This is a genomic window from Bartonella massiliensis, assembly GCF_902150025.1.
In the GTDB taxonomy this organism is placed as follows: domain Bacteria; phylum Pseudomonadota; class Alphaproteobacteria; order Rhizobiales; family Rhizobiaceae; genus Bartonella; species Bartonella massiliensis.
The window spans coordinates 60089-77494 of record NZ_CABFVS010000004.1; the positions used below are offsets into that span (position 1 = coordinate 60089).

A 17406-nucleotide genomic window follows, 5' to 3' on the forward strand; every position below is an offset into this window, starting at 1 on the left:
GCTTAGGCTTGTAAGCCACCCCTGCTTGTGATGTGCAAGAGAGGTGATTTTTATGCTTCAAGATAAGAAAATTTGAAATGAGGAAATCCTACGATTGTCGAGATTTTTCATTCAAGAGGGAGAACGATAAATGATCATTATAAATAAATACATTATAATGGGTGAATGATTGATCAACAGATGGTCCGTTTTACTGAGACAAGAGAAAAAACACAGGGAAAATTGTTCTATAAGCAGGGGGCAAGAATTTAGCATTTATAGAGGTGTCAAGCATTGGAAATATTGCTATCAGCACTCAACTGTTTTGCAAAATGAAATAAAAAGATTGAATAAGAACTCTTTGAGAAAGTTTTATCGCAGGGATAAAAAGCGTTTTGAGCCTTGATTGACAGCGTTTTAAAAAAAATACTTGTACACAAAAAGAATGGCACACAAAAAGAATGGCGGGAATTTTTACGCGAAAAAATGGAAGGTAAAAACAGGGAATGTGAAGTGCTTTTGTGCTATCGGATGTTTTAAATGCTTTGTATTGCGTTTTCTTGGGATTTATTGCAAGCGTTTATGGCTGATTTTGTGGAAATCAGTGTTTTTTAAAGTTATGACAGAGACTTTTTAGGTTGTGCTATATCCGCTATGTTGGTCTCTCAAGGCGATGGTCATTAGGTTTTTTATGCGGGGGGTGTATCGGGTGGTTATTCGTGAATAGGATGGTGGAAAAACAAGCTGGCTCTCCACTTACAAGGTAAAAAAACCAACGCAAAAAACAGAATAATCTCTGCGTTGTGTTTTTTTCAAAGTTCCGTATATGACAAGTATGCCAGCTTCATCACAAATTTTTCCAGTCCTAAAATGTTATTAGAGTCCTTGGCACTTGAGACGGTTCATAAAAAGCCTTCTTTTAATCTTTACCTTATACCCTAAACACACCAATTCCGCTTATAAAGTAACAAGCAAATGATCCGCATTGATTCTCATGTAAGAAGCTGTTTTGATGCAAAAAGCGTATCGTATTTGACGTTATGATTTAAATTTAAAAGTAATGATTTATCATGGTAAATCAACGTGTTATTGTCATATTTCTAGGAGGAGAAAATGAGGACAATTAAAACAAAGCGAACAATTTCTACATTGATTGGTTTAGAAGATGCGGTTGAACTATCTGCTTATTACCTGCGTAATGCGAATCATCTGCGCTCTTTTGAACCGTTAAGATCTGATGATTACCACACCCTAGCCGCTTGGAAAGCACGAACCAATGAATTTGCGTATGAAAGCGCGCAGAGACAAGCATACCGATATGCTGTACGATTAAAAAATCAAAATAGAATCATTGGTGTGGTAAACTTTACAAATGTGGTTCGTGGTGTTTTTCAAGCCTGTCATCTTGGTTTTTCTCTTGATGAAAAACAACAAGGCAAAGGTCTCATGTTTGAGAGTTTATCGGCTCTCATACGCCATATCTTTCGCGTTTATCATTTGCATAGGGTCATGGCAAATTATAGACCTGAGAATATAAAAAGCGGACTTTTATTAAAGCGCCTTCATTTTGAAAAAGAAGGCTATGCCAAGGATTATTTGATGATTTCTGGAAAATGGAGAGATCATATTCTCACGTCTCGAATAAATGATCTTTATGAGCCCGCCGATAGATCTGAATAAAGCTCTATTAAGGGGCTTTTCTCCCAGATGTATCAATATGCCGAATTCTTCACTATCCTAAAAGATCCTTCATCATCTTTCTTTTTGTAAATGCCCCTTGTTGAGCGGATTTTAGCTGCGGTTCCCTTTGAGCCGCCCCCTTTAAATGTCTTTTTTGTAGATAATGAATTGATTGATCATCATTATTCATTGTTTTTCAATTTAAAGAAGAATCCTTAAATATCGTAGGATTTTCTCCATTTTACCTCTATCTTTAGGGTGAAGCACTCAAAACGCCTTGCTCGCCATACACAAGTGCAGTTGGCTTAAAGGGGGGATGATTCGTATGGATAAAAATGCCGGTATGGATAAAATGCCCATATAAATAAAAATAATTGGAGAATAAGCATAAAAATGTGCTTTTTATGAAACCTTATACCGAGCATGAATCCTTTCAAATATGAGGGCTTTTGCAATCTTACGCCTTCTTGTGACCAGATATCGTGTCACAAGTTACATGCGTTTTTTGTTATTTTGCACAAATTGCTCAGGGGTAGCAGAGTTTATATGCATTCATTCGTTTTTCTCTATTTCTCGTTTTCTTAAGAAAAATTCCATTGATATCAATGATGTTAACTCATTCCAAGCGCATTTTTATAAAGTTCAATGATGGCTTCTTCTTCCATTCGTTCATGTTCTTCTTTTTTACGCAACCGTATAATGCTGCGCACAGCTTTGCTATCAAAGCCTGAGCCTTTAAGTTCTGTGTAAACGTCTTTAATGTCATCAGAAATGGTTTTTTTCTCTTCTTCTAGCCGTTCAATCCGTTCGATAAAAGAGCGTAATTGATTGACGGATATAGCATGTGTTTGATCGGTTACTGTGTCATTCATTGTATTGTTCTCCAAGTTGTATATTTGTAAGTTTTTTTTCGACGACGAATTTATGTTGAAAAAGCTTGAAAAACAAAAAGTCAATCAAGCTCCATCGTTTTTTTACAAATTGACTTTAAATATTTTGTAAAATTTTTAAGATATATGCCTTCATAAAAGGGCTATAAAAAGAAAAATGTGAAAATATATTTTTAGACTTGAAAGACTTTTGAAAAAAGAGATTTATAATTTTGTTAAAAATTGACATTATAGAGGAAGTTTTGTGATTTTAAAAAAACGATATTGGGCGTTGAGAAGAGGGTTAAAGGTTTTTCTCTTGAGCGTTTTGCTTTTGTTTCCCTTTGTTGTTTGTGCAAAAGCTGACTTTAGAGTTTGTAATACAACCCAACAGTCTGTGGGCGTTGCTCTTGGATATCGTACGTTTTCAGGGTGGGTGAGCGAAGGTTGGTGGGTGGTCCCTGTGACAGAATGTAAAACCTTAATCGAAGGGCCCCTTGCTTCACGGTTTTATTATTTTTATGCGGAAGGGGCACAAAAAAAAGGAAACTGGGCAGGCTCTATCACCATGTGTGTGCAAGATAGCCAATTTACCATTCAAGGGGTTCATGACTGTTTTCCTCGCGGGTATCAAAAGGCTGAGTTTAAAGAAATCGATACCGGCAATCAAACCAGTTGGATGGTACAGTTGACGGATGAATCTTTGTTCAACAATTCAGTTGTCCCCTCTCTTTCAGGAAATTCTCCACCGTGAAACGTGCTCGTAAAGTAAAAATTATTGCGACTCTTGGTCCTTCTTCTTTTTCTCGTGTCATGATTGAAAAGCTTTTTAAGGCAGGAGCAGATGTCTTTCGCCTTAATATGAGCCATACGGACCGTGACACAATGGTTGACTTGGTCAAGTTGATACGCGAGGTGGAAAAAATCGTTCAACGCCCCATTGGTATTTTAGTGGATCTTCAAGGGCCAAAACTGCGTATTGGTCGTTTTGCTAACGGTCAAGAAGATTTACGTGTCGGGCAAAGCTTTACCTTAGATAATCGCGATGTACTTGGTGATGCACAGCGTGTTTTTTTCCCGCATAAGGATGCCTTTTCGGTGATTAAACCAGGGGATCGGTTGCTGATTGATGATGGAAGGTTGGAGCTTTGTGCTGAAGTTTGTGATGATCATTTTGTTCAGTGTCGTGTGGTTGCAGGTACCCGTATTTCTGATCGAAAAGGCGTGAGTTTTCCTGATACCACTTTGCCTTTTGATTCGATGACGTCAAAAGATAAGGCTGATCTTCAAGCTCTTTTGCAACAGCCTGTTGATTGGGTTGCCCTTTCTTTTATCCAGCGTCCAGAAGATATTATAGCTGTGCGCCGGTTGACAAAAAGCAAGGTGTCTTTGATGGCTAAAATCGAAAAGCCGCAAGCCTTCGAGCATATAGAGAAAATTATTGATGTTTGTGATGGTATTATGATTGCACGCGGTGATCTCGGCGTGGAGATGCCTCTGGAAAGGATTCCAGTACTGCAAATGGAGCTGATAAAAGCTTGCCGTTTAGCCGGAAAACCTGTCGTCGTAGCAACACAGATGCTCGAATCAATGATCACATCTCCTGTGCCAACGCGCGCAGAAGTATCAGATGTGGCTACAGCGGTTTATGCTGGAACAGATGCGGTGATGTTGTCTGCTGAATCTGCTTCGGGTCGCTATCCAGAAGAAGCTGTACTTATGATGGACAAAATCGCGCAGCAAATTGAACAAGATCATACTTATGCCGCTCAGGTTGGCGCACAACATCCAGCACCAGAATCAACAGGAACGGATGCGATTTCTCTTGCAGCGCGGCAGATTGCTGAAACACTTTCACTCGCGGCTATCGTTGCCTATACGGCTTCAGGAACAACGGGGGTGCGCGCTTCTCGTGAGCGTCCCAATAGACCGATTATTGCTTTATCGCCCATTGTGGAAACAGCACGGCGTTTGGCACTCGTTTGGGGGCTTCATTGTGTGGTCAGCGAGGATGCACGGAATTTAGAGGATATGGTTGATCGTGCTGCAGCTATTGCCTTTCAAGAAGGTTTTTGCCAAGCAGGAGATCGCTTCCTTGTAACAGCCGGTGTTCCCCTTGGAACGCCTGGTGCCACAAACCTTTTGCGTATTGCCACTGTCTCTCAAGATGGAAAAAAGGGGTTTTGATCCGTTTACGTATGATCTTTTTTCATGCATTTTTGAACAGGCTTTAGGAAACAATAGGGCGGCGCTTCTCGTGAGCGTCTCAATAGAGCGATTATTATTTTGATCTTCCATTGTAGGAATAGCAGGTCGTCTGATGTTTGTGCATTAAGTTTTGGGGCGAGATGCGGTGATGTTGTAATTTTGTCCGTTTAATGTGTCTTTTGTCTTGAAGAGGTTATGCTTATGGAGGGTTTTAATGAAAGAAAACTTTTTATCTTATTGAGGTATGTTTCAGATTGCTTGATTGATGTCTTGCAAGCGAGATATTCATTTATCATGAGTGTTTATTCTTTTGATATTTGAATGAGGGCGTGACAATTTTTGTGAATAGATAAAACTTTTGCAAACAGAATTGAATAAATTCCAAAAAAAATCATGTGCTTAAAAAGTTATACGAGTATGCCATGAGAAAAAATGACGGGTCAGTGCGTTTTAAAATATATTTTTTATGCACTGTTTTTTGCAAAAGTCGTTGGCTGTATGCGTTGTGGGCGCGTTGATAATATATTGATTTATAATAATTTAGCGTTATTCAACTTGAGTGATAGTTCCCAATATCACAAGATTTTCTCGTTTTAAATTTGTTCCATGTTGTGTCAGTCATGCCTCTTTTCTTGTACGTTACAAGTGGGGAAAGCTTACATGGATAAAAACGACGAAGAAAGGTCATGTCTTTGCATGAATCATCTTGCAAGCTTAAGAGTTGTTGCAGCATTGGGGATAGGATGTGATCGCGTTGGCTTTTTCCTTCACAAGTGTAATGGGAAGTTTTAATGGATTTGCCTTTATACCATTTATGGGTGCTATTGTTATGGGCGCTATTGTGAAATAAACTTGAATGCTTTGAGAGATGTTTTTTTAACAAGCCACTACAACTGGGTGGCACTCTATTCTTTGTGAAGGGCGTGATTCTACTCAATAAACCAGACTGTTTAGGGCTGTAGAGTTAAAAATTTTTGTCCTGTAATAGTGTGGGAGGCACATCACACATTGCTGGTTCGTTCCGCACTGATGTATGTTTAGAAATCTTCCTGTTCTTGTTCTTGAATGTTTGTGCTGTTTTGATCATCTTTGAGCAATTGGTTCGTGAGTTTTTCAATGCGTTGTGTGGTGTCACGCATAATTTTTCCCATGGTACGGTCTCTTTCATTGTGGAGTCGTAAAAGAGCGTCGTAGTCTTCTTGTAGCTTTTTATTTTCTCGTTTTATTTCTTCCATTTCATCGATAATCATTATGCCTGCCATAACAGATAAACGATGATCGCCAATTTCACCAAAATTTTTCTTTAAATGGGTGATATATTGATCTAATTGAGCTGCAAGCGCCATAAGATGACGTTCTTGTCCTTTATTACAAGCCATGCGATAATTTTTACCATCAATGGTAACGGAAACAGTTTCCATACATTCAAACCTTTATCTATCAATGACGACACGAATCGTTTCCATTGCTTTAATAAGACGTTTGGAAACTTCTTTGTTAACAGATTCTAAGCGTTCAATTTGCGCTTCAGCTTTATCAAGTGCTTGGGCAAGATGGCTGCGGTCAGCATTCATCCGTTGAATTTCTTCTTCCCATTCGTTATTTTTATCAATAACGGCATTGCGGTTTATGATGGTGATCTCTAAGGTTCTAAGTGCTTTTTCTAGGTGCTCTAGAGCATCTTGTAGAACCGTAGTCTCTTGGTTCATTGCTTTTGTCCTTTGAGTAATTGTATCCTTTATCAATGCGTTATGCAAAAACGAATCACTTACACTTTAGTATTGTGTGCATTTTATTTTTAAGTATGTAGGATATTTTAGCAAGCAAAGCGGAGTATAGATATAAATTAAAAGCTGGATTTTTTGCGCGTATTGGCATAAATGACATGGATATACAGGATGCGTGAGGGGAATGTGTTATTAGTGTTATTGATAGTGGTGACAGGTAGTCTCACGCTGATGGTTAAAAAAGAGTATTTCTTAAGGAATTTTAAGAGAATACCCAAAAAGTAACAGAATAACGTATTAATGAAATGGTCGATCATTCATGACAAACACCCACCAACAGAATCAGATGGCCAATGCTATCCGTTTTCTAGCTATTGATGCGGTTGAAAAAGCAAATTCTGGTCATCCGGGTTTGCCAATGGGGGCTGCCGATATTGCTACGGTTCTTTATACACAATTTCTTGCGCATGATCCTAAAAAGCCGCATTGGCCTAATCGTGATCGTTTTGTGTTATCAGCAGGACATGGCTCTATGTTGCTTTATGCTCTGCTTTATCTTTCTGGTTATGAAGATATTGGTATTGAAGACATCAAAAATTTCCGCCAATTAGGGGCAAAGCTTGCAGGGCATCCAGAATATGGGCATGCGGCAGGAATCGAAACAACAACTGGACCTTTAGGACAAGGGTTGGCGAACGCCGTAGGGATGGCTCTTGCAGAACGGTTGCAGAATGCCCGTTTTGGCGATCTTATCAACCATTATACTTATGCGTTGGTAGGAGATGGATGCCTAATGGAAGGGATTTCTCAAGAAGCTCTTTCCTTGGCTGGGCATTTGAAACTCAATAAGCTTATCGTGTTATGGGATGATAATAATATTTCTATCGATGGAGAAATCTCTCTTGCGGATAGTACAGATCAGATAACTCGGTTTCAAGCATCCGGTTGGAATACACTCAAAGTGGATGGACATGACCAAGCCGCTATTGCACGGGCTATTGAAGCAGCACGCAATGGTGATAAACCAACGTTGATTGCTTGTAAAACAACGATAGGCTTTGGAGCGCCCAATAAAGCGGGAAGCAACAAAGTTCATGGAGCCCCTTTAGGCGCACGGGAAATTACTGAGACCCGTATCGCTTTGGGGTGGGAGGCAGAGCCTTTCCTTATTCCAGCTGATATCCTGGATAACTGGCGCTTGGCGGGCCTTAATGCTGCTAAAAAGCGGCGAAAATGGGAAGAAAAATTAGCTGCTCTTCCTGTTTCAGAACGGGTGGAGTTTGAAAGGTTGATGCGTGGTGATTTGGTGGGGGGATTTGATAGTGCTGTGGATGCTTATAAACAGAAACTCGTCGAAGAGCGTCCTGTTGTTGCGACGCGTAAAGCTTCAGAAATGGCTCTTGAAGTGATTAATGAAGTGGTGCAGGAGACCATTGGTGGTTCTGCTGACTTAACGGGATCCAATAATACAAAAAGCAGCCAGATGAAAAGTATCTCGGCGGATGATTTTTCAGGACGCTATCTCCATTATGGGATTCGTGAACATGCTATGGGCGCTATCATGAATGGGCTTGCTCTTCATGGGGGCTGTATTCCTTATGGGGGAACATTCTTATGCTTTTCTGACTATATGCGTCCTGCTATGCGTTTGTCTTCTCTCATGGGATTGCGGGTGGTTTATGTCATGACCCATGATTCTATTGGACTTGGGGAGGATGGTCCGACCCATCAACCCGTGGAACATTTGGCTAGCCTGCGCGCTATGCCTAATCACCTTGTGTTCCGACCTGCTGATGCGATAGAGGCACTCGAGTGTTGGCAATTGGCTTTGAAAGCACGCGGGACGCCTTCCACCTTGGCTTTGAGCCGACAAAATTTACCGCTTTTGCGCCAAGAGTATGAAGAAGAAAATCTCTGTATGCTCGGTGCTTATGAACTGTTAACAGCCAGTGATGATGCAAAAGTGACTCTGTTTGCTTCCGGTTCAGAATTACAAATTGCAGTAAAAGCCCATGAAGTCTTAGAAGAAAAAGGTATCCCAACCCGTGTGGTTTCTGTGCCTTGTTTTGAACTTTTTTCTCAACAATCTTGCTCCTATCAGCGTGCTCTCATCGGAGATGCGCCGATTAAAATCGCGATTGAAGCTGCTGTTGCCCAAGGATGGGACCGTTTTATTGGCTGTGATGGTGTGTTTATTGGTATGGAGGGCTTTGGGGCAAGTGGAACAATTGATGATCTTTATGCGCATTTCGGGATCACTTGGGAAAATGTTGTTGCTCGTGCTGAAGGAGAGCTGGAAAAGATCAAAGAGAAAAAGACAAAATGACAGCTTGTGTTGTCATGAGTGTGGGGCGTGCGCCATATTTTGTTCAGTGTTGTGGATAGGACTGTGCATTATTGTGGATTAAGTGAGTGATTGATCAAAATATTGACGTTATGGGAACACATGGTTTGGGATTGGAAAATGCCCTTTAATATTGTGTTTTTAACGGTTGATGAAAAGTATATACATAACGCATGTTATCATGAGAGTGTGTAGCGCGTTATATTTTATGCAGCATTGGGGGGGTGTGGGTAGTTTTGTACATCGTTGTGGATTAAGTGAATGATTGATCAAGATATTGACTTTATAGGAATGAATGATTTGGAATTGGTAAAATATCCATTTATTCTTATTCTGTTTTAAATGTTGTGCTTTAAAAAATTGATGAGGAAACATGTAAGATGACAGTTCGTGTTGCAATTAATGGGTTTGGTCGTATTGGACGCAATATTTTGCGCGCACTTATGGAAAGTGGACGAAAAGATATTGAAGTGGTCGCAATTAATGATTTGGGATCGGTGGAAACAAATGCCCATTTGTTGCGCTATGATTCAGTTCATGGGCGTTTTCCTAGGGATGTTAAGGTGGTAGGAGATGCTATTGATGTAGGGAGTGGTTTAATAAAGGTATGCGCAGAGCGTGATCCTGCACAGTTGCCTTGGAAAGATTTGGATATCGATATTGCCTTGGAATGTACGGGCATTTTTACTGCACGTGATAAAGCAAAGGCTCATTTAGATGCGGGGGCAAAGCGTGTTCTGGTTTCTGCACCCTCAGAGGGCGCAGATCTTACGGTCGTCTATGGGGTTAATCATCAGTCTTTAAGCAAAGAGCATCGCATTGTTTCCAATGCTTCTTGTACAACCAATTGTTTGGCACCTGTTGCACAAGTCTTGCATAACACGGTGGGCATTGAAAAAGGCTTTATGACAACAATCCATTCTTATACGGGGGATCAGCCGGTGTTGGATACGATGCATCGTGATCTTTACCGTGCGCGTGCGGCAGCTCTTTCGATGATTCCTACTTCAACAGGAGCGGCAAAAGCTGTGGGATTGGTCTTGCCAGAATTAAAAGGATTGCTTGATGGAGTCTCCATTCGTGTTCCAACCCCTAATGTTTCTGTGGTGGATTTGACATTTGTTGCTAAGCGTTCCACAACAATTGAAGAAATTAATACAGCTATTGAAACTGCTGCACGAGGTTCTCTAAAGGGCATTTTGGATACGACAGAAGAAAAGCTTGTGAGTTGCGATTTTAATCATAATCCGCATTCAGCAATTTTTCACAATGATCAAACCAAAGTGATTGATGGTAAGCTCTGTCGTGTTCTTGTTTGGTATGATAATGAATGGGGCTTTTCTAACCGTATGAGTGATACGGCTGTAGCTTTTGCCAAGACAATATAAACGCTATAAGAAGGACCTTAGGGTCCTCTTTTTTAAGAAAAAGTTTTATAGGAAAAAGCCTCGTTTTTGTACAAATTAAGGCGCATTCTTTTAAGAAAAACAGACAGAGGTTTTTTTGATGCGCTAGAGAGAAGATGCTGTTGAAAGATTGATGGTGTTTTTAAAATACGAGGCAATATGTGCTTTAAAAAACCGTGTGAAAGAGTAAAATTTGAAAAAATAATATCTCAAATGAGATAACGTTTGAGCAAAGGTTTAGAAAACGAAAAATGCAAACGCTTTTGCATAAAAGTAAAAGGGCATTTTAGTGGATAAGACAATTAAGCCAATGTATTTATTGGTAACAATGGAGTTTAGAAAATTAAAAGCAATGAGCGGCTTTGGTATACTTGACGATGGAAGTTTTAGATCTTCAGGCAGAGAGTTGAGAAAAGGATGGCTGTCGCAGATCCTTTTCATGCAAAAGCGAAGAGGGGCAGGCAAAAGCGAAGAGGGGGGTAGTGGAGAGAAAATTGAGCAGGTTTGTTTGATGCGCTTTTATTTGAAACAATGGAAAGTGAAGAGGAAGCCGTGATGGGATTTCGTACGCTTGATGATGTTGATGTTTTGGGCAAACGTGTTCTTGTGCGTGTGGATTTTAATGTTCCTATGGCGCAGGGCAAAGTTTGTGATGAGACGCGTCTTCAACGACATAAAGAGACACTTGTTGAGCTACAAAAGCGGGGCGCTAAGCTTATTCTGCTTTCTCATTGTGGTCGTCCCAAAGGAAAGGTAGAGCCAGAATTTTCACTCCGCTCTGTTGTGCCAGTGCTGGAAAAGATCATGAATCAGCCGGTTGCTTTTGCGCCCGACTGTATTGGCTCGGTGGTGCAGGTCGCGGTGGACGCATTGCAAAACGGGGGTGTTTTATTGCTTGAAAATGTTCGCTTTTATGCTGGTGAGGAAAAGAATGATTGTTCTTTTGCAGAAGCTTTGGCTCATAATGGAGATCTTTATGTTAATGATGCTTTTTCAGTTTCTCATCGTGCGCATGCTTCGGTGGAAGGGATAACACATTTGTTGCCTTCTTATGCGGGGCGATCGCTGCAAGGGGAATTGCAGGCTTTAGAAAAAGGGCTTGGCAATCCAACGCATCCTGTCGTTGCACTGGTGGGAGGAGCAAAAGTTTCCAGTAAGCTTTTTGTTCTTAATCATTTGGTGGAAAAAGTCGATTCTTTGGTTATTGGAGGGGGGATGGCCAACAGCTTTTTGGCTGCACAAGGTGTCCATGTGGGAAAATCTTTATGTGAACACACCTTGATGGAAACGGTAAAAAAAATCATTAAAAAAGCACAAGAGTATCACTGTACACTTCTGCTTCCTGTGGATGCTATCGTTGGATTTCGCTTTGAAAAAGAGGCACCGCATCGTCTTTATGATATTGGTGATATTCCTGAAGATGGTATGATATTGGATATTGGAACGCGCTCTATTGCCCATATCAAGAGTACGATAGATAAGGCTGCTACCCTTGTATGGAATGGGCCCCTTGGTGTTTTTGAAATGCCACCCTTTGATAAGGGAACAATTGCCATTGCACGTCATGCTGCAGAACGCAGTTTGATGGGAAAGTTGGTTTCAATTGCGGGAGGAGGCGATACGGTTTTTGCTCTTAATCATGCTGGTGTTGCTAATGATTTTACTTATCTCTCAACGGCAGGAGGGGCTTTTTTGGAATGGATGGAAGGAAAGGTTCTGCCTGGAGTTCTTGCGCTTATGCAGGTTTAAAGGCTTATTTAAAAAGTAGCTTTAAAGCTGTGGGTCGTAGGGTATGTTTAAGCGTATTATGCACTTTTGGAAAATTTTAAGATAAGATAGAGAAAATAAAGAGGAATTTTTTTATGACTGAACGGCTTGAAGATATTGCACTTTCTCTTGTGCAGGCGGGTAAGGGTATTTTAGCGGCAGATGAAAGTACGGCGACCATAGGCAAGCGTTTTACAAGCATTGGTGTTGAATCCAATGAAGAGAGGCGCCGTGCTTATCGTGAAATGCTGTTTAGTACAAAAGAAGCGATGGAAAGTGCTATTTCTGGGGTCATTTTATTTGATGAAACCATTCGGCAAAAAGCATCAACAGGGCAAATGTTAACAGATCTTATTCGGGATTCTGGGGCATTGCCAGGAATTAAAGTTGATACGGGGGCTAAGCCCTTGGCTGCTTTTCCCCAAGAGACTATTACCGAAGGATTGGATGGTCTTCGTGAAAGGTTAAAAGACTATTATGCTTTGGGCGCACGTTTTGCTAAATGGCGAGCGGTGATTGCTATTAATGCAGATACTTTGCCAACAAGAGGCGCTATTAATCAAAATGCACAAGCTCTTGCGCGTTATGCTGCTTTATGTCAGGAACTCAATATTGTGCCGATTGTTGAGCCGGAAGTACTGATGGATGGACCGTCGTGTCAACATTCTATTGCGCGTTGCTTTGAGGTGACACGCGCTGTTTTGACAACTGTCTTTAAAGAACTGTTTGAATCCCGTGTTGTTTTAGAAGGGATGATTTTAAAGCCTAATATGGTGATTGATGGCAAGGATGCGCGCAAGGCTGGTGTTGAAGAAGTGGCTGAAAAGACCGTTCGTGTGCTTAAACAAACTGTCCCTTCTGCTGTTCCAGGAATTGCTTTTCTTTCTGGAGGGCAATCTGATCAGGAAGCAACGGCGCATTTGTCTGCCATGAACTGTTTGGGCGTATTACCTTGGAAATTGACATTCTCCTATGGACGTGCATTGCAAGCGGCTGCTTTAAAAGCATGGGCTGGAAAAGATGAAAATATTGCTGTTGCACAAAAGGCATTTCGTCATCGCGCTTGGATGAATCATCTTGCGGCTTTAGGGCAATGGACACAAGAGCAGGAAAAAGTGAGCGCTTAAATTGCCGTAGGCTTGAATTTCCATAAGGAATGTGTACGGTGATTGTCCTTGATGCAAACGCTTTGTTGAGCTAAGCGGGGCAATTAGAATGCGCACACCCTCGCACACCATGCTCTTCGATAAAGAATATAGTTGTTTTTATCTCGAGAATTTCGAGATTGGAGTGTGCTGATTTTTGAATGGTGAGTAGCTGATGGAGGGACCGTTGTGTCAACATTCTCTTGTGCGTCTTTCAAAATATCCCATTACGCGTTGGGCTGTCTTTAAAGAGTTGTTTGAAGCCCGTGTTGTTTTAGAGGGGATGATTTTAAAGCCCAATATGGTGCCCAACATGGTGATTGATGGCAAGGGTGCGCGCAAGGCTGGTGTTGAAGAGATGGCTGAAAAGACTGTCCGTGTGCTTAAACAGACTGTTCCTGCCGCTGTTCTTAAGAATTGCTTTTCTTGTCTTGCGGGCAATCTGATGAAGCGGCAACGGTGCATTTGTCTGCCATGAATTCTTTGGGGGCATTGCTTTGGAAATTGACTTTTTCTTGATCGACGTGCATTGCAAGCGGCTGCAAGCATGGGCTGGAAAAGATGAGAATATTGCTGTTACACAAAAGGCATTTTGTTATCGTATAGGGATAAATTTCTGTCTTGGATAAGAGCGTTTTTAGCCTATGATGCTATGTAATAGCGTCATTTAGGCGGAAATTTGAATTTTATAAAGTAGTTAGTAGAGGAATTTTCTAGATAAAGAGTTAGATTGTATGGGTCCAATATAGAACATAAGAGAAAGAAGAGTTATTTTGTTCATATTGCTGAAAATCCAACGAGGAACTATTTTTATATAATGATAACATATTGATTTATAATGATAATTAGTAGTTTTATGTTGAATGAGAGTCTTGAAAATCAGAAACTTCTCTTGTTTCAACTCTGTTCCAGATTGAATCCAGTAAGACTATTCGTTTGCGCGTTACAAATGGGGAAAACCGTGTAAAGAGAAACGCTACAATAAAAATGTTTCTTATGAATGATTTCAAGTGTTAAGGGCAACATATTGGACATTAGAAAAGTATGTGATGCTACCAGCTTGTTCTTTTATGAAGTATTAAAGATGGGGAGCTCAATAGGTTTTATATTATTTATCAGTGTGTTATCATTATATTATTCACGGTTGATGTCGCGAAATGGGCTTTGTTGCATTAAGATAGGGGGCTTTAAAGAAAGTACGTGAGTGAGCAACCCAACGGTGTTCTATTTTGCGTAAGGATGTGGCTTTATTAGAGAAGTGGCTTTATTAAAGAACATGAGATAAAAGCATGAGGTAATATGTAATCTTTATACTTTAGAAGATATTGCTGTGAATGCTTTTGAAAGCCGTAAAGCTAAATTTAAAAATGATAGTAAAAATCAAAATTGGTTTATACTTTTACGCTTTTATTTCTTTTCCAATTCAGCTTTCTTCTCCTTTCGAAATTACATGAACAAACATATGTAAATAGGTCTTCATTTTGCTCGCCTGAGCAAAAAATCTCTGTTTCAAAACAAGCAAACTATTTTATTGGTTCTGTAAAGCTTTAGACGTAAATCTTTTAAAGCACACTTATTTCCGTTCAAAAAAATGAACGTTTTTTAATCACTTTATTTGAAATTTTTGTGCCTTATGAGAAGGGGACTTATGTTGATATTTCAAAATGATTTTCAAATTAAAAAAACGCAGCCACCGCGGTTTATAAGCGCTTGAGCCATTCTGTTTCTATTGGATGCGTTTTTGAATTAATCTTTAAGGTAGCACTCTTTACAGTGCAAGAAAAAACTCACTGCTTAACGAGGCAATCGTTTTGTTTAAAATCTTTGTGCCCCACAAGAATGAGTTTTTTACATACCAATATTACCAAAACGATTTTTGAACTTAGAAAGGCGACCACCACGGTCTACAAGTGTCTGGGATCCACCTGTCCATGCTGGATGTGTTCTTGGATCAATATCCAAATTAAGGGTATCCCCTTCTTTTCCCCAAGTGGAGCGCGTTGTATATTGGGTTCCATCCGTCATAACAACGGTAATTTTGTGATAGTTAGGATGAATATTCGCTTTCATGCGTCAAGCCTTTTACGTTTATAGAATGAAAGAACACTTACTTGATTTTTTAAGTGCGCTTCCTTTATCTTTTTGATACATTGATTAAAGTATTTATTTCTATAGCTGAGCACGCATCAAAAAACAAGTGTTCAAGATACATCATTGTATCACGTGTTATAAATCATTGAATAGAGTGAGCGGAGTTTTATGAAATTATATCGTCATTTAAAAAAATCTATAAAGTCTTCCTCTAGAAAAGCTCCCTTCTCTCCGCTTGCAGTTTTTGTTCCTTATCTTTTGCGTTATCGCTGGTTGTTTATCTTTGCCTTTGTTGCTTTGTCTATTGCAGCCCTTGTTACATTAGCTTTGCCTATCGCTATTCGCCAAATGTTTGATCATGGTTTTTCTCCTTCAAGTCATGGGCATATCAATTTTTACTTTGGCGTTTTGTTTGTCTTAGCCTTGGTTCTGGCATTGGCTTCCGCTTGCCGTTATTATTGTGTGATCACATTGGGAGAGCGGATTGTTGCCGATTTACGGCGTGATGTGTTCGTTCATATTATGAAACTTTCTCCTGCTTTTTTTGATCGGTCGCATTCAGGCGAGATTGTTTCAAGGCTTCTAACTGATACAACACAAATAAAGTTAGCTGTGGGATCGACCGCTTCTACTGCTGTGCGTCAGCTGATTATCGTGATTGGAGCCGTTGTGATGATGGTGATCACCAATGCTAAATTATCTTTGCTCGTTTTGGCTGCTATTCCTGTTGTGGCACTTCCTTTGGTGGTCTTTGGACGTAAAGTTCGTTCTCGTACGCGTGCGGCGCAAGATCGTCTTGCAGATGCTAATGCTGTTGCAACAGAACAGGTTAGCGCTATTCGTACTGTGCAAGCCTTTACCGCTGAAAAACTTGTTGCGACACGTTTTTCTCAGTTGGTAGAACGCGCTTTTCAAACAGCGCGGGCTTCTGTCATTTTGCGGTCCTTTTTTACCGGTTTTGCAATTTTTCTTGTGTTTAGCAGTGTCGTTGCTGTTTTGTGGATTGGGTCGCACGATGTTTTGAATGGGACGATGACAGGGGGAACATTAGGGCAATTTGTCCTTTATGCCGTTTTTGGAGCCTCAACTTTTGCGCAGTTATCAGAACTGGGGGCAGAATTAATCCAGGCAGCAGGTGCTGCTGAACGGCTGGCTGAACTGTTGCAAGAACAGCCTACTATTTTAGCACCTGAAAATCCTTTATCATTGATGCAGCCTGTTCGAGGCGAACTTGTTTTTGATCAGGTTGATTTTACCTATCCTTCTAGACCACAAGAAAAGATTCTACGCGCGCTTTCTTTTTCAATCAAAGCAGGGGAAACCGTTGCTTTTGTTGGGGCTTCAGGGGCTGGAAAAAGCACCATTTTTTCTTTGATCCTGCGTTTTTATGACCCGATAAGCGGCAAAATTCGGTTAGATGGTATGGAAATTGATTGCCTTTCTTTGCAAGATTTACGCGGAACACTCTCTTATGTTCCGCAAGAGGTTGCTATTTTTGATGGTACATTGCGTGATAATATTGTTTTTGGGACTGAAAATGCTCGTGAAGAGGATATTCTTTCTGCGGCTAAAGCAGCCAATGCACTTGAATTTATTGAAGCCTTGCCAAACGGTTTGGATACGCAGGTAGGAGAACGTGGAACCATGCTTTCTGGGGGGCAAAAGCAGCGCATCGGTATTGCACGGGCGATTTTAAGAAATGCCCCCCTCTTGCTGCTGGATGAAGCAACATCTGCGCTAGATGCGAACAGTGAAAAGCTTGTGCAAGAAGCCTTAGAAGGCTTGATGAAAAATCGCACAACATTGGTAATTGCACACCGTTTGGCAACCATTTTAAAAGCGGATCGTATTCTCGTGATGGATAAAGGCGCCCTTGTGGAAGAGGGAACCCATGCCGAACTTGTGGCAAAAAATGGTGTTTATGCTTACCTCGCAAAATTGCAGTTTTCACCGGAATAAGAATATAACTATCGGTATTCTAATGGAAATGACGCATTGCCTTACGCTTTTGTTTCTCTCGAGTCTTTTTGGCACGCACCCTTCATGGGGAAAAGAACAGCCTTTGTTGTAAAGGCTTTATGACTTGCAAACACCCCACCTTTCATTAAAAAAACTATTTTTTATTGTAAATTTTCTGAAATTACTTTACAGATTAAAAGGTGTTTGGTCGTATACGCAACGACCAATAGG

General features: G+C 40.6%; 14 protein-coding genes and 1 pseudogene. 11 read left to right on the plus strand and 4 right to left on the minus strand.

Features of this window, described 5'->3' with window-relative positions; translation table 11 throughout:
* Positions 1 to 1092 precede the first annotated feature (1092 nt).
* Positions 1093 to 1659, plus strand: coding sequence for a ribosomal protein S5-alanine N-acetyltransferase (rimJ, locus tag FNZ60_RS01545; RefSeq protein WP_142415999.1), 567 nt, complete (start codon positions 1093 to 1095; stop codon positions 1657 to 1659).
* A 611-nt stretch (positions 1660 to 2270) separates the two neighbouring features.
* Here the strand turns inward: rimJ and FNZ60_RS01550 are convergent.
* The gene (locus FNZ60_RS01550) at positions 2271 to 2531 is read right to left on the minus strand and encodes a DUF2312 domain-containing protein (RefSeq protein WP_039760779.1); all 261 of its coding nucleotides are present in this window, start codon (positions 2529 to 2531) and stop codon (positions 2271 to 2273) included.
* 262 nt (positions 2532 to 2793) lie between these two features.
* Between FNZ60_RS01550 and FNZ60_RS01555 the strand changes: the two genes are divergently transcribed.
* From FNZ60_RS01555 to FNZ60_RS10365, 3 genes are all read left to right on the plus strand, one after another.
* Positions 2794 to 3282, plus strand: coding sequence for a DUF1036 domain-containing protein (locus FNZ60_RS01555; protein ID WP_142416000.1), 489 nt, complete (start codon positions 2794 to 2796; stop codon positions 3280 to 3282).
* Positions 3279 to 4715: a pyruvate kinase gene (pyk, locus tag FNZ60_RS01560; RefSeq protein ID WP_142416001.1), complete on the plus strand. Its 1437-nt coding sequence runs from the start codon at positions 3279 to 3281 to the stop codon at positions 4713 to 4715. Before FNZ60_RS01555 ends, pyk begins: the two co-directional genes overlap by 4 nt.
* Positions 4716 to 5396: 681 nt before the next feature.
* The gene (locus FNZ60_RS10365; protein ID WP_281280228.1) at positions 5397 to 5528 is read left to right on the plus strand and encodes a hypothetical protein; all 132 of its coding nucleotides are present in this window, start codon (positions 5397 to 5399) and stop codon (positions 5526 to 5528) included.
* A 245-nt stretch (positions 5529 to 5773) separates the two neighbouring features.
* On the opposite strand, the gene FNZ60_RS01565 is transcribed toward FNZ60_RS10365, so the two are convergent.
* Together FNZ60_RS01565 and FNZ60_RS01570 are read right to left on the minus strand one after the other, a co-directional pair.
* Positions 5774 to 6157, minus strand: coding sequence for a cell division protein ZapA (locus FNZ60_RS01565; RefSeq protein WP_142416002.1), 384 nt, complete (start codon positions 6155 to 6157; stop codon positions 5774 to 5776).
* Positions 6158 to 6169: 12 nt separating this feature from the next.
* A complete protein-coding gene (locus tag FNZ60_RS01570; RefSeq protein WP_005774573.1) occupies positions 6170 to 6445 on the minus strand; it encodes a DUF4164 domain-containing protein in 276 nt (91 codons plus the stop codon).
* 337 nt (positions 6446 to 6782) lie between these two features.
* Here FNZ60_RS01570 and tkt point away from each other — a divergent pair, with 337 nt between their 5' ends.
* The 6 genes and pseudogenes from tkt to FNZ60_RS01600 form a co-directional block, all read left to right on the plus strand.
* Entirely contained in the window at positions 6783 to 8789 is a 2007-nt protein-coding gene (gene tkt, locus FNZ60_RS01575) for a transketolase (protein ID WP_142416003.1), read from the plus strand.
* Positions 8790 to 9187: 398 nt separating this feature from the next.
* Positions 9188 to 10195, plus strand: coding sequence for a type I glyceraldehyde-3-phosphate dehydrogenase (gene gap / locus FNZ60_RS01580; RefSeq protein WP_142416004.1), 1008 nt, complete (start codon positions 9188 to 9190; stop codon positions 10193 to 10195).
* 307 nt (positions 10196 to 10502) lie between these two features.
* A complete protein-coding gene (locus FNZ60_RS01585) occupies positions 10503 to 10769 on the plus strand; it encodes a hypothetical protein (protein ID WP_142416005.1) in 267 nt (88 codons plus the stop codon).
* Positions 10769 to 11962, plus strand: coding sequence for a phosphoglycerate kinase (locus FNZ60_RS01590; RefSeq protein WP_142416006.1), 1194 nt, complete (start codon positions 10769 to 10771; stop codon positions 11960 to 11962). Before FNZ60_RS01585 ends, FNZ60_RS01590 begins: the two co-directional genes overlap by 1 nt.
* Before the next feature lie 113 nt (positions 11963 to 12075).
* Entirely contained in the window at positions 12076 to 13107 is a 1032-nt protein-coding gene (locus FNZ60_RS01595) for a class I fructose-bisphosphate aldolase (RefSeq protein ID WP_142416007.1), read from the plus strand.
* A gap of 190 nt (positions 13108 to 13297) precedes the next feature.
* A pseudogene (locus FNZ60_RS01600) lies at positions 13298 to 13754 on the plus strand (class I fructose-bisphosphate aldolase); the annotation flags it as partial.
* Positions 13755 to 14973: 1219 nt separating this feature from the next.
* Here the strand turns inward: FNZ60_RS01600 and rpmE are convergent.
* Positions 14974 to 15195, minus strand: coding sequence for a 50S ribosomal protein L31 (gene rpmE / locus FNZ60_RS01605; protein WP_005774581.1), 222 nt, complete (start codon positions 15193 to 15195; stop codon positions 14974 to 14976).
* Positions 15196 to 15384: 189 nt separating this feature from the next.
* On the opposite strand from rpmE, the gene FNZ60_RS01610 reads away from it, so the two are divergent.
* Positions 15385 to 17175 carry an ABC transporter transmembrane domain-containing protein gene (locus FNZ60_RS01610; RefSeq protein WP_142416008.1) on the plus strand — a complete coding sequence of 597 codons (1791 nt, stop codon included), beginning with the start codon at positions 15385 to 15387 and terminating at the stop codon, positions 17173 to 17175.
* The last annotated feature ends 231 nt before the right edge of the window (positions 17176 to 17406 follow it).

Coding starts and splice junctions, on each gene's coding strand:
- rimJ (WP_142415999.1), top strand. CDS start 1,093: ATGAGGACAATTAAAACAAAGCGAACAATTTCTACATTGATTGGTTTA.
- FNZ60_RS01590 (WP_142416006.1), top strand. CDS start 10,769: ATGGGATTTCGTACGCTTGATGATGTTGATGTTTTGGGCAAACGTGTT.
- FNZ60_RS01570 (WP_005774573.1), bottom strand. CDS start 6,445: ATGAACCAAGAGACTACGGTTCTACAAGATGCTCTAGAGCACCTAGAA.
- FNZ60_RS01610 (WP_142416008.1), top strand. CDS start 15,385: ATGAAATTATATCGTCATTTAAAAAAATCTATAAAGTCTTCCTCTAGA.
- FNZ60_RS01595 (WP_142416007.1), top strand. CDS start 12,076: ATGACTGAACGGCTTGAAGATATTGCACTTTCTCTTGTGCAGGCGGGT.
- tkt (WP_142416003.1), top strand. CDS start 6,783: ATGACAAACACCCACCAACAGAATCAGATGGCCAATGCTATCCGTTTT.
- FNZ60_RS01565 (WP_142416002.1), bottom strand. CDS start 6,157: ATGGAAACTGTTTCCGTTACCATTGATGGTAAAAATTATCGCATGGCT.
- FNZ60_RS01550 (WP_039760779.1), bottom strand. CDS start 2,531: ATGAATGACACAGTAACCGATCAAACACATGCTATATCCGTCAATCAA.
- FNZ60_RS10365 (WP_281280228.1), top strand. CDS start 5,397: ATGGATAAAAACGACGAAGAAAGGTCATGTCTTTGCATGAATCATCTT.
- rpmE (WP_005774581.1), bottom strand. CDS start 15,195: ATGAAAGCGAATATTCATCCTAACTATCACAAAATTACCGTTGTTATG.
- gap (WP_142416004.1), top strand. CDS start 9,188: ATGACAGTTCGTGTTGCAATTAATGGGTTTGGTCGTATTGGACGCAAT.